Origin of the sequence: Mycobacterium sp. 852014-52450_SCH5900713, assembly GCF_001667075.1 — a bacterium.
Classification (GTDB): Bacteria; Actinomycetota; Actinomycetes; order Mycobacteriales; family Mycobacteriaceae; genus Mycobacterium.
The window spans coordinates 26,407-42,465 of the sequence record NZ_LZIL01000062.1; the positions used below are offsets into that span (position 1 = coordinate 26,407).

At 69.4% G+C, this 16,059-nt stretch carries 17 protein-coding genes; 5 read left to right on the top strand and 12 right to left on the bottom strand.

Annotation, left to right across the window (positions count from 1 at the left end):
• Window positions 1–69: 69 nt before the first annotated feature.
• The 4 genes from coaBC to mihF form a co-directional block, all read right to left on the bottom strand.
• The gene (gene coaBC / locus A5773_RS18900; RefSeq protein WP_067265140.1) at window positions 70–1,308 is read right to left on the bottom strand and encodes a bifunctional phosphopantothenoylcysteine decarboxylase/phosphopantothenate--cysteine ligase CoaBC; all 1,239 of its coding nucleotides are present in this window, start codon (window positions 1,306–1,308) and stop codon (window positions 70–72) included.
• Window positions 1,309–1,330: 22 nt separating this feature from the next.
• Complete coding sequence (gene rpoZ / locus A5773_RS18905; RefSeq protein ID WP_055403752.1) at window positions 1,331–1,657, bottom strand: DNA-directed RNA polymerase subunit omega; 327 nt, start codon at window positions 1,655–1,657, stop codon at window positions 1,331–1,333.
• A 73-nt stretch (window positions 1,658–1,730) separates the two neighbouring features.
• Window positions 1,731–2,399: a guanylate kinase gene (gene gmk / locus A5773_RS18910; RefSeq protein WP_082948301.1), complete on the bottom strand. Its 669-nt coding sequence runs from the start codon at window positions 2,397–2,399 to the stop codon at window positions 1,731–1,733.
• A gap of 49 nt (window positions 2,400–2,448) precedes the next feature.
• A complete protein-coding gene (gene mihF, locus A5773_RS18915; protein WP_007171927.1) occupies window positions 2,449–2,763 on the bottom strand; it encodes an integration host factor, actinobacterial type in 315 nt (104 codons plus the stop codon).
• A 466-nt stretch (window positions 2,764–3,229) separates the two neighbouring features.
• On the opposite strand from mihF, the gene A5773_RS18920 reads away from it, so the two are divergent.
• Window positions 3,230–3,652, top strand: a complete 423-nt coding sequence (locus A5773_RS18920; RefSeq protein WP_066945151.1) for a molybdopterin-binding protein — start codon at window positions 3,230–3,232, stop codon at window positions 3,650–3,652.
• A gap of 77 nt (window positions 3,653–3,729) precedes the next feature.
• On the opposite strand, the gene pyrF is transcribed toward A5773_RS18920, so the two are convergent.
• The 8 genes from pyrF to A5773_RS18960 form a co-directional block, all read right to left on the bottom strand.
• Window positions 3,730–4,557, bottom strand: a complete 828-nt coding sequence (pyrF, locus tag A5773_RS18925) for an orotidine-5'-phosphate decarboxylase (RefSeq protein WP_066945154.1) — start codon at window positions 4,555–4,557, stop codon at window positions 3,730–3,732.
• Complete coding sequence (gene carB / locus A5773_RS18930) at window positions 4,554–7,919, bottom strand: carbamoyl-phosphate synthase large subunit (RefSeq protein ID WP_067792096.1); 3,366 nt, start codon at window positions 7,917–7,919, stop codon at window positions 4,554–4,556. The genes pyrF and carB overlap by 4 nt, the downstream gene beginning before the upstream one ends.
• A complete protein-coding gene (gene carA, locus A5773_RS18935; protein ID WP_066945160.1) occupies window positions 7,919–9,055 on the bottom strand; it encodes a glutamine-hydrolyzing carbamoyl-phosphate synthase small subunit in 1,137 nt (378 codons plus the stop codon). Before carA ends, carB begins: the two co-directional genes overlap by 1 nt.
• Window positions 9,052–9,552 carry a transporter gene (locus A5773_RS18940; RefSeq protein WP_066945163.1) on the bottom strand — a complete coding sequence of 167 codons (501 nt, stop codon included), beginning with the start codon at window positions 9,550–9,552 and terminating at the stop codon, window positions 9,052–9,054. Before A5773_RS18940 ends, carA begins: the two co-directional genes overlap by 4 nt.
• A complete protein-coding gene (locus A5773_RS18945) occupies window positions 9,549–10,841 on the bottom strand; it encodes a dihydroorotase (RefSeq protein ID WP_067792099.1) in 1,293 nt (430 codons plus the stop codon). Before A5773_RS18945 ends, A5773_RS18940 begins: the two co-directional genes overlap by 4 nt.
• Window positions 10,838–11,797 (bottom strand): aspartate carbamoyltransferase catalytic subunit, encoded by a 960-nt coding sequence (locus A5773_RS18950; protein WP_066945169.1) that lies wholly within the window; start codon window positions 11,795–11,797, stop codon window positions 10,838–10,840. Before A5773_RS18950 ends, A5773_RS18945 begins: the two co-directional genes overlap by 4 nt.
• Window positions 11,794–12,366 (bottom strand): bifunctional pyr operon transcriptional regulator/uracil phosphoribosyltransferase PyrR, encoded by a 573-nt coding sequence (pyrR, locus tag A5773_RS18955; protein WP_067792102.1) that lies wholly within the window; start codon window positions 12,364–12,366, stop codon window positions 11,794–11,796. Before pyrR ends, A5773_RS18950 begins: the two co-directional genes overlap by 4 nt.
• Window positions 12,367–12,596: 230 nt before the next feature.
• Window positions 12,597–13,025 (bottom strand): cellulose-binding domain-containing protein, encoded by a 429-nt coding sequence (locus A5773_RS18960; RefSeq protein ID WP_067792105.1) that lies wholly within the window; start codon window positions 13,023–13,025, stop codon window positions 12,597–12,599.
• Window positions 13,026–13,203: 178 nt separating this feature from the next.
• Here A5773_RS18960 and A5773_RS18965 point away from each other — a divergent pair, with 178 nt between their 5' ends.
• The 4 genes from A5773_RS18965 to A5773_RS18980 all read left to right on the top strand — a co-directional run bounded on the left by A5773_RS18965 (window position 13,204) and on the right by A5773_RS18980 (window position 16,028).
• Window positions 13,204–13,836: a class I SAM-dependent methyltransferase gene (locus A5773_RS18965; protein WP_156744899.1), complete on the top strand. Its 633-nt coding sequence runs from the start codon at window positions 13,204–13,206 to the stop codon at window positions 13,834–13,836.
• A gap of 68 nt (window positions 13,837–13,904) precedes the next feature.
• Window positions 13,905–14,273 carry an STAS domain-containing protein gene (locus A5773_RS18970; RefSeq protein ID WP_232001892.1) on the top strand — a complete coding sequence of 123 codons (369 nt, stop codon included), beginning with the start codon at window positions 13,905–13,907 and terminating at the stop codon, window positions 14,271–14,273.
• Window positions 14,274–14,278: 5 nt separating this feature from the next.
• Window positions 14,279–15,484 carry a serine hydrolase gene (locus A5773_RS18975; protein ID WP_066945187.1) on the top strand — a complete coding sequence of 402 codons (1,206 nt, stop codon included), beginning with the start codon at window positions 14,279–14,281 and terminating at the stop codon, window positions 15,482–15,484.
• A gap of 4 nt (window positions 15,485–15,488) precedes the next feature.
• A complete protein-coding gene (locus A5773_RS18980; RefSeq protein WP_066945190.1) occupies window positions 15,489–16,028 on the top strand; it encodes a GNAT family N-acetyltransferase in 540 nt (179 codons plus the stop codon).
• Window positions 16,029–16,059: the final 31 nt, after the last annotated feature.

Sequence of the window (16,059 nt, forward strand, 5' to 3'; positions counted from 1 at the left end):
AGCCGAATTATATCGGCGGGCGTCGTCCGGCCAGCACCTGGCCTGGCGCCACAGGAGAACCGAACCTTATTACCCGCCGCCATGCAGGAACGTGGCGATCGCATCCACGATACGACTGGCCATCAGCGTCTTGGAGCCATGCTGCAGTGCGGACTCGGTGCCGTCGGACGCGAGCAGCCACCCGTCGTTGCTGTCCACCTCGAACGCCCTGCCGTCGCCCACCGCGTTGACCACCAACAGGTCGCAGCCCTTGCGGCGCAGCTTGGCGCGAGCGTGAAACAGCACATCGCCGTTGGCATCGCCCGTCTCCGCGGCGAACCCGACGATGGCCCGCATGTTGGGCAGCTCGCCGCTGGCGCGTGCCCGCACCGCGCCGGCCAGCACGTCGTCGTTGCGCACCAGCTCGATCGCCGGTGGCCCTTCGTCACCCTTTTTGATCTTGGCGGCGGAAACCTGCGCGGGCCGGAAGTCGGCGACGGCCGCCGCCATCACCAGCACGTCGGCCGCGGGGGCGTGCTTGGCCACCGCGTCCCCGAGCTGCTCCGCGGAGCTGATGTGGACCACTTCGACGCCGGCGGGGTCGATCAGTCCGGCGGTGTGACCGGCGATCAGGGTGACCTCGGCGCCCCGCTGGGCAGCGACGCGGGCCACCGCGTAGCCCTGCTTGCCCGAGCTGCGGTTGCCGATGAAGCGCACCGGGTCGATCGGTTCGCGGGTGCCGCCGGCGGTCACCAGCACCTTGCATCCGGCGAGGTCGTAGGGAAGCGCATCGTGGCGCTCCAGCAGCAGCTGGGCCAGCGTGGTGATCTCCTCCGCCTCGGGCAGCCGGCCCGAGCCGCTGTCGGCGCCGGTGAGCCGGCCGAACGCGGGTTCCAGCACCACCGCGCCACGGCGCCGCAGCGTCGCCACGTTGTCGACGGTCGCCGGGTGCAACCACATCTCGGTGTGCATCGCCGGCGCGAACAACACCGGGCATCTCGCCGTGAGCAGGGTCGCGGTCAGCAGGTCGTCGGCGCGGCCGTGCACCGCGCGCGCCAGCAGGTCCGCGGTGGCCGGCGCCACCAGAACCAGGTCGGCCTTCTGCCCGAGCTGGACGTGCGGCACCTCCGGGACGTTCTCGAAAACCCCGGTGTGCACCGGCTGGCCGGAGAGCGCCTCGAACGTGGCGGCCCCGACGAACCGCAGCGCGGATTCGGTGGGGATGACGCGGACCAGGTGGCCGGCCTCGGAGAGCTGACGAACGACCGTGCACGCCTTGTAGGCGGCGATGCCACCGGAGACGCCGACGACGATCCGTTTACGGTCCACAGCCTGCCCGGCCCCGTCCTAGTTACTCGCCCTCGGTGTGCTCGAGCAGGTCGGCGTGGATTTCACGCAGGGCGATCGACAGCGGCTTCTCCTGAAGCCCCGGCTCGACCAGCGGCCCAACGTATTCGAGGATGCCCTCGCCGAGCTGGTTGTAGTAATCGTTGATCTGGCGGGCCCGCTTGGCGGCGTAAATCACCAGGGCGTACTTGCTCGACACGCGGTCCAGCAGCTCGTCGATGGGCGGGTTGGTGATGCCCAGCGGGGTGTCGTAGGCGCCCTGCCCTCCGGCAGAGGGGTCAAACCGATCGGGGACGGCGGCCAACGCGGCGTCGGACTGCGGAATGGTCACTTAGGTCAATCTCCTCAACGTTCGAAGCGGTCAGAGCCCCGAAACGGCTTAACTACCGCTGGCAATTCGATGCTCAGTCTCGATTGGATCTGGTCTGACTGGTCTGGCCGGGCGCTTCATGCCGAGCCGGCGCAGTTTCCACCAGCAAGGATACCAATTCTGCGCACGCAGACTCCAATTGACTGTTGACCACGACCTCGTCGAAGTCGTCCTTGGCCGCCATTTCGACGCGGGCGGTCTCGAGGCGGCGCCGCATGGCCTCCGGTGTTTCGGTGCCGCGGCCGACCAGCCTGGACTCCAGATCTTCCCAGCTGGGTGGGGCCAGGAAAACGGTGATGGCCTCGGGCATCGCCTTCTTGACCGCCCTCGCGCCGGCCAGGTCGACCTCGATGAGCACCGGGATCCCGGCTGCGGTGGCGGTGCGCACCGGCTCGGCCAGGGTGCCGGATCGGTGCAGTCCGCCGTGGATGTCGGCCCACTCCAGCAGCGCGCCGTCGTCGATCAGCTGCTGGAAGCGGGCGGGGCTGACGAAGTGATAATCGACGCCGTCGATCTCGCCCGGCCGCGGCGACCGCGTCGTGGCCGAGACGCTGAAATGCAGGCCCGGTATCCGCTCGCGCAGGCACCGGACCACTGTCGACTTGCCGACCGCGGAGGGACCGGACAGCACGACCACGCGTCCCTTGCCCGATGGCGTGGGACGCGTCCCGTGCTCGACGTCCGGTCCCCCGCCGGCGCTCACTGGCGCTCCCGGGCCGGTGCGCCCACAGGGCGGGTTGGCCGAGGCCGGGTTAGGAGCCGAACTTTTCCAGCAGGGCCTTGCGCTGCCGATCGCCCAGGCCGCGCAGGCGGCGGGTGGGGGCGATCTCCAGCTCGGTCATGATTTCCTGTGCTTTGACCTTGCCCACCTTGGGCAACGCCTCAAGCAGCGCGGAAACCTTCATCTTGCCCAGGACTTCGTCGGTCTCGGCGTCCTTGAGCACCTGCGTGAGGTTGGTGCCGCCGCGCTTCAGCCGGTCCTTGAGCTCTGCTCTCGCTCGACGTGCGGCAGCCGCCTTCTCCAACGCGGCCGCGCGCTGCTCGTCGGTCAACTGGGGAAGGGCCACGATTCCTCCGTATCTGATCAATCAATCTCAATCGATCGCTTTTTGTCTGCGCCGGCACTTCAGCCAGCGCAGACGACCGTACTCAGGCCTCCTGACGAAATCTAACCCGACCCCCTGGTTCGGGGGACAAACTCCCAGCATGAGCCCCGCGCGCGGCCCGAAAATCCGGTTCGCCGGACGCCACCGACGACGTCCGCGACTGGTGCCGTCCCGCCGGTCGCAGCGCCGTGTCGGGCACCGAGATCAGGGCTCTGAGCTGCGGTTTTAGCGCACCGGAGCGGCGCGGTGGCCGTCGCCGGGGCGGCGGCGAAGGGCGGTCTCGACGGCCGGAAACCCCTCGTGCCGGGGATCACGCATTTTTCGTCGCGTGTCGCGCGTGTCGCGCTGATGCCCTCCGGCGCGCTTCGACCAGGTGACGATTGCTGGTACCAGCCCCAGCTAATACCGGCCGGGTTACCATCTAGCGGTGTCGAACCTGCGGATCCGTCAGGCCGCTGAGCTGCTCGGAGTCAGCGACGACACCGTCCGGCGATGGATCAACCAAGGATCGTTGTCGGTCAGTCACGACGCGGCCGGCCGCAAGGTCATCGCCAGCGAGGACCTGGCCCGGTTTTCCCGGACCAACGCGCCCGCCCCGCCGCCGGACCCGCTCAGCATCGGCAGCTCGGCCCGCAACCGCTTTGTCGGCCTGGTCACCAAGGTCACCAGCGACAAGGTGATGGCCCAGGTGGAGATGCAGTGCGGGCCGTTCACCGTCGTCTCGCTGATGAGCACCGAGGCCGCCGAGGAATTGCAGCTGCGGCCCGGCAGCGTCGCCGTGGCGGTCGTCAAGGCCACCACGGTGATCGTGGAGACCGCCCGGCCCAGCACGTCGATAGCGTCGGACTGACGCGCGCCTGGGGCCTCGGGCGCGACCCCGGTGGCGTTTCCGGTGCGCAGGGGCCCAGACGGCGCCCAGCGGGGCGTCTAGAGGGCTGCCAGATAGGCCACCGCGTCCAGCATCCGCTCGCCGGCCGCCCTCAGCTCGGGGACTCCCGGCCCGGCGCGCAGCACCTCGCGGGCCACCGCGGGCAGCAGCTGGCCGGGATGCGCCCCACCCAGCCCGGCGAGCGCCTCGGGCCGGCCGCCCTGCACCCCCAGCCCCGGCACCAGGACCGGTCCGCCCAGCGCGCTGAGGTCGGGTGCCTCGAGGACCGTCGCGCCCACCACCACGCCGACGTATCCGGGCCCGGCCGGCGTGGCGGACTTGTTCACCACCGCCGCCTGGTCGACGACCAGCTGGGCGACCGTGCGGCCGTCGAACGTGGCGCGCTGGACGGTCGCCCCCTCGGGGTTGGAGGTGGCCGCCAGCACGAACACGCCACGATCGTGCGCGGCGGCGGTCTCAAGCAGCGGCCGCAGCGAGCCGAACCCCAGGTATGGCGAGGCGGTCACGGCGTCGGCGGCCAGCGGCGAGTCTCCCGCCCAGGCGGCGGCATACGCCGCCATCGTGGTGCCGATGTCGCCGCGCTTCGCGTCGGCCAGAACCAGCACGCCCACCGACCGCAGGGCGGCGATGGTGCGTTCCAGCACTGCGAACCCGGCGGCGCCGTAGGGCTCGAAGAACGCCACCTGGGGCTTGACGACGGCGAACCCGGCGAACGCCTCGACGCAGATGTCGCAGAACGCGGCCAGTCCGTCGGCGGTGGTCGGCAAATCCCACGCGCGTAGCAGCTCGGGGTGCGGGTCGATGCCCACACACAGCGGGCCGCGTTGCGCCTTGGCCTCGGCCAGCCGGAGGCCGAACCGCGTCACCGGATGCCCTCGCTTGGTGCGGCGCCCTGCCCCATGAGGCTGTGCAGTTCTTGCAGGGACCGCACGCCGATGTCGCCGCGGATGCCGGCCTCGATGCCCTGGATGGCAGCCGACGCGCCCTGCACCGTCGTGACGCAGGGGATGTTGACCGACACCGCGGCCGAACGGATCTCGTAGCCGTCGATGCGGGGGCCGGAATTGCCGTAGGGCGTGTTGATCACCATGTCGACCTCACCGGCCTTGATCGCGTCGACGGCGGACACCGCCGGGCGGCCCGGCTGCGCCGGCTCGAAGTGCTTGCGCACCTCGTCGCAGGGAATCCCGTTGCGGCGCAACATCTCCGCGGTGCCCTCGGTGGCCAGGACGCGGAAGCCCAGGTCGGCGAGGCGCTTGACGGGGAACACCAGCGACCGCTTGTCCCGGTTGGCGACCGAGACGAAGATGGTGCCCTCGGCCGGCAGCGACCCGTACGCGGCGGTCTGGCTCTTGGCGAAGGCGCTGCCGAAGTCGCGGTCGATGCCCATCACCTCGCCGGTCGACTTCATCTCGGGGCCCAGCAGTGAGTCGATGGCGGCCCCGTCGGCGCGGCGGAAGCGGTGGAACGGCAACACCGCCTCCTTCACCGCGATCGGGGCGTTCTGCGCCGCGTGGGCGCCATCCCCGGAGGCCGCCAGCAGGCCTTCGGCGCGGAGCTGGGGAATGGTGGCGCCCAACATGATCCGGGCGCACGCCTTGGCGAGCGGGATCGCGGTGGCCTTGGATACGAACGGCACCGTGCGGCTGGCGCGCGGGTTGGCCTCCAGGACGTAGAGCACGTCGTCCTTCAGGGCGTACTGCACGTTGAGCAGCCCGATCACCCCGATGCCATGCGCGATGGCCTCCGTCGCGTGGCGCACCTTCTCGATGTCGCTGCGGCCCAACGTGACCGGCGGCAACGCGCACGCCGAGTCACCGGAGTGGATGCCGGCCTCCTCGATGTGCTCCATGATCCCGCCGATGTAGACCTCGCTGCCGTCGCACAGCGCGTCGACGTCGATCTCCACCGCGTCCTCGAGGAAGCGGTCGACGAGCACCGGGTGTTCGGGTGAGAGCTCGGTGGCGCGGGTGATGTAGCCCTCCAGCGTCTCCTCGTCGTAGACGATCTCCATCCCGCGTCCGCCCAGCACGTATGACGGTCGCACCAGCACCGGATAACCGATCTCGTCGGCGATCCGGCGGGCCTGCGCGAAAGTCGTTGCCATGCCATATTTCGGCGCCGGCAAGCCGGCGCCCAGCAGCACGTCGCCGAAGGCGCCGCGGTCCTCGGCCAAATCGATCGCCTCCGGCGGGGTGCCCACGATCGGGACCCCGGCGTCGGCGAGGCGCTGCGCCAGCCCGAGCGGGGTCTGGCCGCCCAGTTGCACGATGACGCCGACCACCCCTGGGCCGGCGCCGGCCGACTGCTGCTCGGCGCGGACCACCTCGCAGACGTCCTCGAACGTCAGCGGCTCGAAGTACAGCCGGTCGGCGGTGTCGTAGTCGGTGGACACCGTCTCGGGGTTGGAGTTGACCATCACAGTCTCAAAACCGGCCTGGCTCAACGTGGTTGCCGCGTGCACGCAGCTGTAGTCGAATTCGATGCCCTGCCCGATGCGGTTGGGTCCGGACCCGAGGATCAGCACCTTGGGCCGCTCGGTCTGCGGGGCCACCTCCGTCTCGGCCGCCGGGTCGAGTTCGTAGCTGCTGTAGTGGTAGGGCGTCTTGGCCTCGAACTCCGCCGCGCAGGTGTCCACCGTCTTGTACACCGGGTGGATGCCCAGCCGCGAACGCAGCGAGCGCACGCCGTTCTCCCCCGCCAACTCGGGCCGCAGCGCGGCGATCTGGCGGTCCGACAGCCCGTTGTGCTTGGCCCGGCGCAGTAGGTCGGTGTCGAGCACCGGGGCGTCGAGCAGCTCGGTGCGCAGCTTGCCCAGCTCGCCGATCTGGGCGACGAACCATGGGTCCACCCCGCTGGCCTCGGCCACCTGCTCGACCGAGGCGCCCAGCCGCAGCGCCAATTCGATGTCGTAGAGCCGGCCCTCGGTCGCGGTGCGCAGCCGGTCGAGCACCTCGTGGACGTCCCCGTCCGGGTCCGGCTTGGTCCAAAAACCCGCGCGGGTGGTCTCCAGCGATCGCATCACCTTGCCGAGCGCCTCGATAAAGTTGCGGCCCAACGACATTGCCTCGCCCACGGACTTCATCGTGGTGGTCAGGGTGGGGTCCGCCCCGGGAAACTTCTCGAACGCGAACCGCGGCGCCTTGACGACGACGTAGTCGAGTGTGGGCTCGAAGCAGGCCGGCGTTTCCTTGGTGATGTCGTTGACGATCTCGTCGAGGCTGTACCCGATGGCCAGCTTGGCCGCGATCTTGGCGATCGGGAAGCCGGTGGCCTTGGACGCCAGCGCGCTGGACCGCGACACCCGGGGATTCATCTCGATGACGATCAGTCGGCCGTCGGTCGGGTTGATCGCGAACTGGATGTTGCAGCCGCCGGTGTCCACCCCGACTTCGCGCAGGATCGCGATGCCCAGGTCCCGCATCCGCTGATATTCCCGGTCGGTCAGCGTCATCGCCGGCGCGACGGTGACCGAGTCGCCGGTGTGCACGCCCATCGGGTCGAAGTTCTCGATCGAGCACACCACGACCACGTTGTCGTTGCCGTCGCGCATGAGCTCGAGCTCGAATTCCTTCCAGCCGTAGATCGACTCCTCGATCAGCACGTTGGCGCTGGGGCTTTCGGCCAGGCCGGCGCCGGCCATCCGGTCGACCTCCTCGACGGACCGCGCCATGCCCGAGCCGAGGCCGCCCATGGTGAAGCTGGGCCGCACCACGACCGGCAGCCCGAGCTCCTCGACCGTCTCGCGGACCTCTTCCATGGTGAAACACACTCGGCTGCGGGCGGATTCACCGCCGACCTTGGCGACGATGTCCTTGAACATCTGCCGGTCCTCGCCGCGCTGGATGGCGTCGATGTCGGCCCCGATGAGCTCGACGCCGTGCCGCTCCAGCGCCCCGTTCTCGTACAGCGCGACCGCGGTGTTGAGCGCGGTCTGCCCGCCCAGCGTGGCCAGCAGCGCGTCGATCTTGTTGCCGCGCTCGGCCTGCTGGGCGATCACCCGCTCGACGAACGCCGGGGTGATGGGCTCGACGTAGGTGTGGTCGGCGTACTCCGGGTCGGTCATGATGGTGGCCGGATTGGAGTTGATCAGGCTGACCTGCAGCCCCTCCGCTCGCAGCACCCGGCAGGCCTGGGTACCGGAGTAATCGAATTCGGCCGCCTGGCCGATGACGATCGGCCCCGAACCGATCACCAGCACGTGACGCAAGTCGGTGCGACGCGGCACTAGCGCCCCCTTTCGCTTTGTTGGGCGGCCATCAGCTCGATGAATTGGTCGAACAGGTATTCCGCGTCGTGGGGCCCGGCGGCGGCCTCGGGGTGATACTGCACCGAGAACGCCCGCCCGTCAGCGAGTTTGACGCCCTCGACCACACCGTCGTTGGCGCAGGTGTGGCTGACGACGGCCTGCCCGAACGGCGTGTCGAAGGATTGGCCCGCCTCGCCTTCCAGCGCGAAGCCGTGATTTTGTGCGGTCACCGCCACCCGCCCGGTGGCGTGGTCCATGACCGGGATGTTGATGCCGCGGTGACCGAAGACCATCTTGTACGTGGACAGGCCCAGCGCCCGGCCCAGGATCTGGTTGCCGAAGCAGATGCCGAACAACGGTATCCCGGCGCCCAGCACCTCGCGGGTGAGCGCGACGACGTGGTCGGCGGTCGCGGGGTCGCCGGGACCGTTGGACAAGAAGACGCCGTCGGGCTTGATGTCGGCGATCTGCTCGAAGCTCGTCGACGACGGCAGCACATGGCTGCGGACGCCGCGGCGCGCGAAGTTCCGTGGGGTGTTGGTCTTGATGCCCAGGTCCAGCGCGACCACCGTGAAGCGTTGCGGTCCTTCGGGTTCCACGATGTAGCGCTCCGGGGTGCTGACCTCGCCGGCGAGGTCGGCACCCAGCATGGACTGCTGCCCCCGCACCCGCTCCACCAGCTCGGCCGGATCGGCGAGCGCCGCACCGGAGAACACCCCCGCCTTCATCGATCCGCGGGTGCGCAGGTGGCGCACCACCGCCCGGGTGTCGATGCCGGCGATCCCGACGATGTGCTGGCGCACCAGCTCGTCCTCCAGGGTGCCGGTGGCGCGCCAGTTGGACGCGCGCGGCGACGGGTCACGCACCGCGTAGCCGGCGACCCAGATCTTGTCGCCCCGGCTCTCACCGTCCTCGGTGTTCCAACCGGTGTTGCCGATCTGTGGCGCGGTGGCCACCACGATCTGCCGGTGGTAGCTGGGATCGGTCAGCGTCTCCTGGTAGCCGGACATGCCGGTGGAAAACACGGCCTCGCCCAGCGTTTCGCCGACCTTGCCGAACGGCGTGCCGGTGAAGACCCGCCCGTCCTCGAGTACCAGTAGGGCCTTGTTCGTCACGCTGCTTCCTCTTTCAGCCACTCGGCGTAGTCGTCGCGGTGGTTGGCGCGAAAGCCGGTGTCGATCTCGACTCCCGATGGCAGCCGCCACCGAATCGCCAATATCCCGATCCGGGCCGGCGCCCTGCCTCCCATGCTGCGCTCCATCCGGATAGCGCTGATCGAGTCCTCCGGAATCCAAATCGGTTTGGCCCGCAGCCGTTCCACCATGATTCCGCCGGAGTAGCGGGTCAGCACCCCTTTGCTTCGGTAACCCAGATCGCCGGCCGCGATCCGCTCGTTCCAATCCGGCGCCATCATGGAACCGCAATAGTGGCCGCGGGTGGTGGCGATCACCGCGCCCACCTGGTCGGGCACGTCGGGCAGGTCGCCGATCAGCTCCGCCTGCCGCAGCGAGCGGCGCCGCCAGCCGCGCATCATCAGCTGGATCACCACCGCGATCACCACCACCAGCACGGCCGCGAAGATCAGCGACCCCACCAGCGTGCCTGAATTCATACCGGGCACTTCCCGTCTCGAGCGGTGACCTTGCCGCGCAACAGGGTCGCCGTCACGGTGGCGGGCAGGGCCATCAACTCGAATGGCGTGTTGGCCGACCGGCTGGCCAGATCCGATCCGGCGACCGTCCAGGTGGCGTCGGGATCCACCACCGTCAGGTTGGCCGGCTCCCCCACTTCCAGCGGGCGGCCGTGATCGGGCAGCCCGACGATGCGCGCGGGGTTTTCACTCATCACCCGCGCGACGTCGCGCCAGGTCAACAGCCCGGGCGTCACCATCGTCTGCACCACGACCGACAGCGCGGTCTGCAGACCCAGCATGCCGGGTCGGGCCGCGGCGAACTCCACGCACTTCTCGTGCTCGGCGTGCGGGGCATGATCGGTGGCCACACAGTCGATGACACCGTCGGCCAGGGCCTGGCGCAACGCCACCGCGTCGGCGGCCTCGCGCAGCGGCGGGTTGACGCGATTGCGGCCGTCGTAGCTGGCCAGCCTGCCGTCGTCGAGCATCAGGTGATGCGGGGTGACCTCGGCGGTGATCGAGATCCCTTGTTCCTTGGCCCATCTCACGATCTCGACGGTGCCCGCGGTGGACGCGTGGCAGATGTGGACGCGGGCGCCGGCGTCGCGCGCCAGCAGCGCGTCGCGGGCGACGATCGATTCCTCGGCGGCCCGCGGCCATCCCGAAAGCCCCAACCGGGCGGCGGTCGGTCCCTCGTGGGCGACGGCGCCGACGGTCAGCCTGGGTTCCTCGGCGTGCTGGGCGATGAGCACCCCCAGGCCCGTGGCGTACTCGAGGGCGCGGCGCATCACCAGCGGGTCGTGCACGCAGATGCCGTCGTCCGAGAACATCCGGACCTGGCCGGCCCCGGCCGCCATCATGCCCATCTCGGTGAGCTCGGCGCCGGCCAGTCCGACGGTGACGGCGCCGACGGGGTGCACGTCGACCAGGCCGACCTGTTGGCCGCGGTGCCACACGTGGTCGGTGACCACCGGGCTGTCGGCGACCGGGTTGGTGTTGGCCATCGCGAACACCGCGGTGTAGCCGCCCAACGCCGCTGCGGCCGAACCGGTTTCGATGTCCTCGGCGTACTCGCGGCCGGGTTCGCGCAGATGGGTGTGCAGGTCGACCAGTCCCGGCAGCAGCACGTGACCGGTGGCGTCGACGACGTCCGCGGTGTCGGGAATCTCAAGGCCCGCACCGATTTCGGCGATCTGGCCGTCATCGACCAGCACGTCGACCCGATCGCCCTCGCCGTACAATCGGACCCCGCGGATCAGCACGCTCATGCCACGCCCTCTTCTCCTGCGGATTCCGCTCCCACCAGCACATGGAACAGCACCGCCATGCGCACGTGCACACCGTTGGAAACCTGTTGCAGCACGGCCGATTGCGACGAGTCGGCCACCGACGACGCGATCTCCATGCCGCGCAGCATCGGCCCAGGGTGCAGCACTGCGGCGTGGCCGGGCAGCATGGCCTGGCGGCGATCGGAAAGCCCGTAGCGGGCGGAGTATTCGCGCACCGACGGAAAGAAGCCGCCGTTCATCCGCTCGGCCTGCACCCGCAGCATCAACACGGCGTCGGCGGCGGGCAACTCGGCGTCGAAGTCGCCTGTCACGGTGACCGGCCACCCGTCGACCCCGACCGGCAACAGCGTCGGCGGCGCCACCAGCACCACCTCGGCGCCCAGGGTGTTCAGCAGCATGACGTTGGAGCGGGCGACCCGGCTGTGCAGGATGTCGCCGACGATCACGATGCGCCGGCCCTCGATGCCGCCCAGGCGCTGGCGGATGGTGAGCGCATCCAGCAGCGCCTGCGTCGGGTGCTCGTGGGTGCCGTCCCCGGCGTTGATCACCGACGGCCCGGAGTCGTTGCCGGCGCACGTCCAGTCGGCGAGCAGGTGCGCCGCCCCGGACGCCGGATGACGGATGATCAGCGCGTCGGCGCCGGCCGCCCGCAGTGTCAGCGCGGTGTCGCGCAGCGACTCCCCCTTGCCCACCGACGATCCGGCCGCGCTGACGTTGATGACGTCGGCGCTCATCCACTTGCCGGCCACCTCGAACGACACCCGGGTGCGGGTGGAGTTCTCATAGAACATCGTGATCACGGTGCGGCCGCGCAGCGTCGGCAGCTTCTTGATCTCGCGGCCCACCAGCGCCTCGGCGAACCGGTCCGCGTCGTCGAGGATGGCGGTGGCCTCGTCGCGGCTCAGGTCGCCGGCGGCCAGCAGGTGACGCGTCATCGCGAGATCACCACCCCGTCGCGACCGTCCTGCTCAGCCAGCAGCACGTGCACGCTCTCGCTGCGGGAGGTGGGGACGTTCTTGCCGACGTAGTCGGCGCGCAGCGGCAGTTCGCGGTGGCCGCGGTCGACCAGCACCGCCAGCTGCACCACCCGCGGGCGGCCGACGTCGCGCAGCGCGTCCAGCGCGGAGCGCACCGAGCGCCCGGAGTAGAGCACGTCGTCGATGAGGATCACCAGCGCGTCGTCGATCCCGCCGGCGGGGATCGAGGTGGCCTCGAGCGGCCGCGGCGGCTTCTGCATCAGATCGTCGCGGTAAAGGGTGATGTCGAGCCCGCCGTGGCCGACCTGAACACCGCTGTACTCGGCGATGTTGGTGGCCAGGCGCTTGGCCAGGATCACGCCGCGGGTCGGGATGCCCAACAGCACCACCCGCGGCGCGTCGGGACTATCCAGAGCGGTCTTTTCGATGATCTGGTGTGCGATACGGGAAATGGTGCGGCCCACGTCGGCCGCCGACATCAATTCCCGGGATTCGCGGCCCACGCCGCTCTCACCCAAAGCACCCATACGAGACTTGACCTCCTTCTCCGCCTCGCCGGACGGATCGTTAAAGGATGTCGACTGCCCGGCAGCGTAGCACTTCTTCGAAGGCGCGCCGGTGCGAGGCACGGGTGGTGCCGTCCCCGAACACCCGCTGAGCCCCACCCGTCCCAGGTGCCCCGCCGCGCTCGGGTTTCGCCCACCGCAGCGAAGGGACTTCGACCGCGCTACCCGCGAGTCTCAGTGCGCAGCCGCCGCTAGGTGCAGGGGTATTGCCCGTTGAGCAGACAATTCGACGGCGGCGTGAAGGAACCGCTCACCACGCCTCTCAGGCCACCCGTGGCTGAACCACCCGGTGCGATACTGCGATTCCAGTTCGCGGGGGTGAGAACGAAGTGGGTGCCCGATTGGGTGATGGTGCTGTTCCACGTGTGCACGACGGATTGTCCCGCCGGCATGTCGAAGTCGAGCCGCCAATCGGTTAGCGGCGCCATGCTCAAGTTGGTGACGGTGAAGTTGGCGATGAAACCGGTCTGCCACGCATGTTCCACCGACAACGTCGCCGATGCCGCAGCCGCGTGAGCTACCGGGGTGCCGGCCAGTGCGAGGATGGCAACCATCAATGCCGACACGGATACGTGAAGCGCTGCGCGCCAGCGCTTCACGCAGGTGTTCAGTTCGGCCATGCACCCAACACTAAAGCCAAGCAGGCGATACCGGCCCTTGCATCGCGGGCACGCTGCAGTACCTTTGCGCAACCGAAACCGTGATGAAATTTGGCCGCGATACGTCAAGATGTGTGCTCACACGGCGACACCGCGCCGCGCTACCCTGGCGAAAATGACGGGCTCGGGCTTCTCCAGATTGCAGCAAATGGACTTCGACGCGCTCTACCGCGGCGAGAGCCCCGGCGAAGGCATCCCGCCGATGCCCACACCCCCGTGGGACACCAAGGCGCCCAAGGACAACGTCATCGCGTGGCACGCCGGCGGCTGGGTCCACGGCGACGTCCTGGACATCGGCTGCGGGCTCGGCGACAACGCCATCTACCTCGCGCAGAACGGGTTCCGGGTCACCGGGCTGGACATCTCGCCCACCGCGCTGGTCACCGCACAGCGCCGGGCCCATGACGCCGGGGTCGACGTGACGTTCGCGGTGGCCGACTCCACCAAGCTGGAGGGCTATACCGATGCGTTCGACACCGTCATCGACAGCGGGATGTTCCACTGCCTCGACGACGACGGCAAGCGCAACTACGCCGTCGCGGTGCACCGCGCGACCAGGCCGGGCGCCACGCTGCTGATCAGCTGCTTCTCCGACGCCAACGCCCCGGACGAGCGGTGGCCCCGGCCCGCGGTCTCGGAGTCCACGCTGCGCGACGTCCTCGATGGCGCGGGCTGGGACATCGCGTCGCTGGAGCCCGCCACGATGCGCCGCGAGGTCGAGGGCGCGCAGGTCGAAATGGCGTTCTGGTACGTCCGCGCGCAGCGGCGCTGACCGAACCCTCCCGGCCAAGAGTCGGCCCGGGTGATGGCGCGTTGCGGGGTAGACAGTACGTTCGGATGGTGAGGAGCGAGGAGTTCTGGGTCAGCCGCCGCGATGCCGGTGACGCGGTGGTGTTGCAGGTCAGTGGTGTGGTGGACATCATCACCGCGCCCTCGCTCGCCACGCATATAGACATTGCCCTGGCCGACACGCCCGCGGTGCTCGTCATCGACCTCACCGAGGTCGATTTCTTGTCCTCTGCCGGCATCACCGTGCTGGTCGAGGTGCATCGCCTGACCGAGAACAGCCCGACGTCACTGCGGGTGGCCGCCGACGGCTCGGCCACCAGCCGGCCGCTGCGCATCGTGGGCCTCGACGAGTTCATCGACCTCTATCCCACCGTTGATGAAGCCTTGGCCGCGGCTCCCCCGGACCCGACGCTAACCTGATTCGGGTGAATCTCGACGCCAATGCGGCCTCCATCCGCGAAGTGTGCGACGCGGGACTGCTCGCCGGTGCGCTGACGCTGGTGTGGCAGCGCGGAGAAGTGCTGCAGGTCAACGAAATCGGTCATCGCGATGTGGACGCGGGCCTGCCGATGCAGCGCGACACGCTGTTCCGGATCGCGTCGATGACCAAGCCGGTCACCGTCGCGGCGGTGATGAGCCTGGTCGACGAGGGCAAGCTGACGCTGAAAGACCCGATCGTGCGCTGGGCGCCCGAGCTGGCCGACGTGCGGGTGCTCGACGACCCGCACGGCCCCTTGGACCGGACGCATCCGGCGCGGCGCGCCATCCTCATCGAAGATCTGCTCACCCACACCAGCGGCATGGCCTACGGATTCTCGGTGTCCGGGCCGATCGCCAAGGCCTACGTGCGGCTGCCGTTCAACCAGGGCCCGGACGCCTGGCTGGCCGAGCTGGCCAAGCTGCCGCTGGTGCATCAGCCGGGCGACCGACTCACCTACAGCCACTCCATCGACCTGCTGGGCGTCATCGCGGCACGCATCGAAGACAAGCCGTTCCACCAGGTTCTCGACGAACGCGTGCTGGGCCCGGTGGGCATGCCCGACACCGGGTTCTTCGTGTCCCCCGAGGCGCGCCGGCGCGCCGCGACCATGTACCGGCTCGACGGGCAGGGCCAACTGCACCACGACGTGATGGGGCCGCCGCACATCACGCCGCCGTCGTTCCCCAACGCGGGTGGCGGCCTGTGGTCGACCGCCGACGACTACCTGCGGTTCGTGCGGATGCTGCTCGGCGACGGAGCGATCGACGGCGAGCGGGTGTTGTCACCCGAATCCGCCCGTCTGATGCGCACCGACCGGCTCACCGACGAACAGAAGCGGCACAACTTCCTCGGGGCGCCGTATTGGGTGGGCCGCGGCTTCGGCCTGAACCTGTCGGTGGTGACCGATCCCGCCAAGAGCGCGCCGTTGTTCGGGCCGGGCGGCCTCGGGACGTTCAGCTGGCCGGGTGCCTATGGGACGTGGTGGCAGGCCGATCCGAGCGCCGACCTGGTCTTGATCTATCTCGTGCAGAACCTGCCCGACATGTCCGCGGACGTGGCGGCGGCCATAGCCGGTAACACCTCGCTGGCGAAGCTCCAATCGGCGCAGCCGAAATTCGTCCGCCGCACCTATCAAGCGCTCGGCCTCTAGCGCCGTGGCCGATTACCCACCCGACCGCATCACCGGGCCGCGGCTGGTGCTGCGCCGGCCCGTGCTCGACGACGCCGGGGCACTCTTCCAGCGGGTGGCCCGCGACCCCGAGGTCACCAGGTACCTGATGTGGGCACCGCATCCCGACGTGGCGGCGACACGGCGGGTGATCACCGAAAAGCTCAACGCCACGGCCGACGAGCGGACCTGGGCGATCGAGCTGCGGCACAGCGGTGAGGTGGTCGGGCTGGCGAGCTGCCGGCGTCCGGTGCCGCACTCGGTCGAGATCGGTTATTGCCTGGGTCGACGGTGGTGGGGCAAGGGTCTGATGGCCGAGGTGCTCGACATGCTGTTGACCGCGCTCGACAGCGACCGGTCGGTGTATCGGGTGTGGGCCACTTGCAATGTGGAAAACGAGCGTTCGGCGCGGTTGCTGCAACGGGCCGGTTTCGTGTTGGAGGGCCGGCTGGCCCGCCACGCGGTCTACCCCAACTTGGGGCCCGAGCCGCAAGACAGCCTGCTCTACGCGAGGATTCTGCGCTGAGCACACTCGAACACCGCTGCCCGGGTTCGTC

What these genes read in the sequence shown, in the direction of transcription:
- A5773_RS18940 (WP_066945163.1), bottom strand. Translation starts at nt 9,552, where the DNA reads ATGAATTCAGGCACGCTGGTGGGGTCGCTGATCTTCGCGGCCGTGCTG.
- A5773_RS18950 (WP_066945169.1), bottom strand. Translation starts at nt 11,797, where the DNA reads ATGACGCGTCACCTGCTGGCCGCCGGCGACCTGAGCCGCGACGAGGCC.
- pyrR (WP_067792102.1), bottom strand. Translation starts at nt 12,366, where the DNA reads ATGGGTGCTTTGGGTGAGAGCGGCGTGGGCCGCGAATCCCGGGAATTG.
- A5773_RS18945 (WP_067792099.1), bottom strand. Translation starts at nt 10,841, where the DNA reads ATGAGCGTGCTGATCCGCGGGGTCCGATTGTACGGCGAGGGCGATCGG.
- A5773_RS18960 (WP_067792105.1), bottom strand. Translation starts at nt 13,025, where the DNA reads ATGGCCGAACTGAACACCTGCGTGAAGCGCTGGCGCGCAGCGCTTCAC.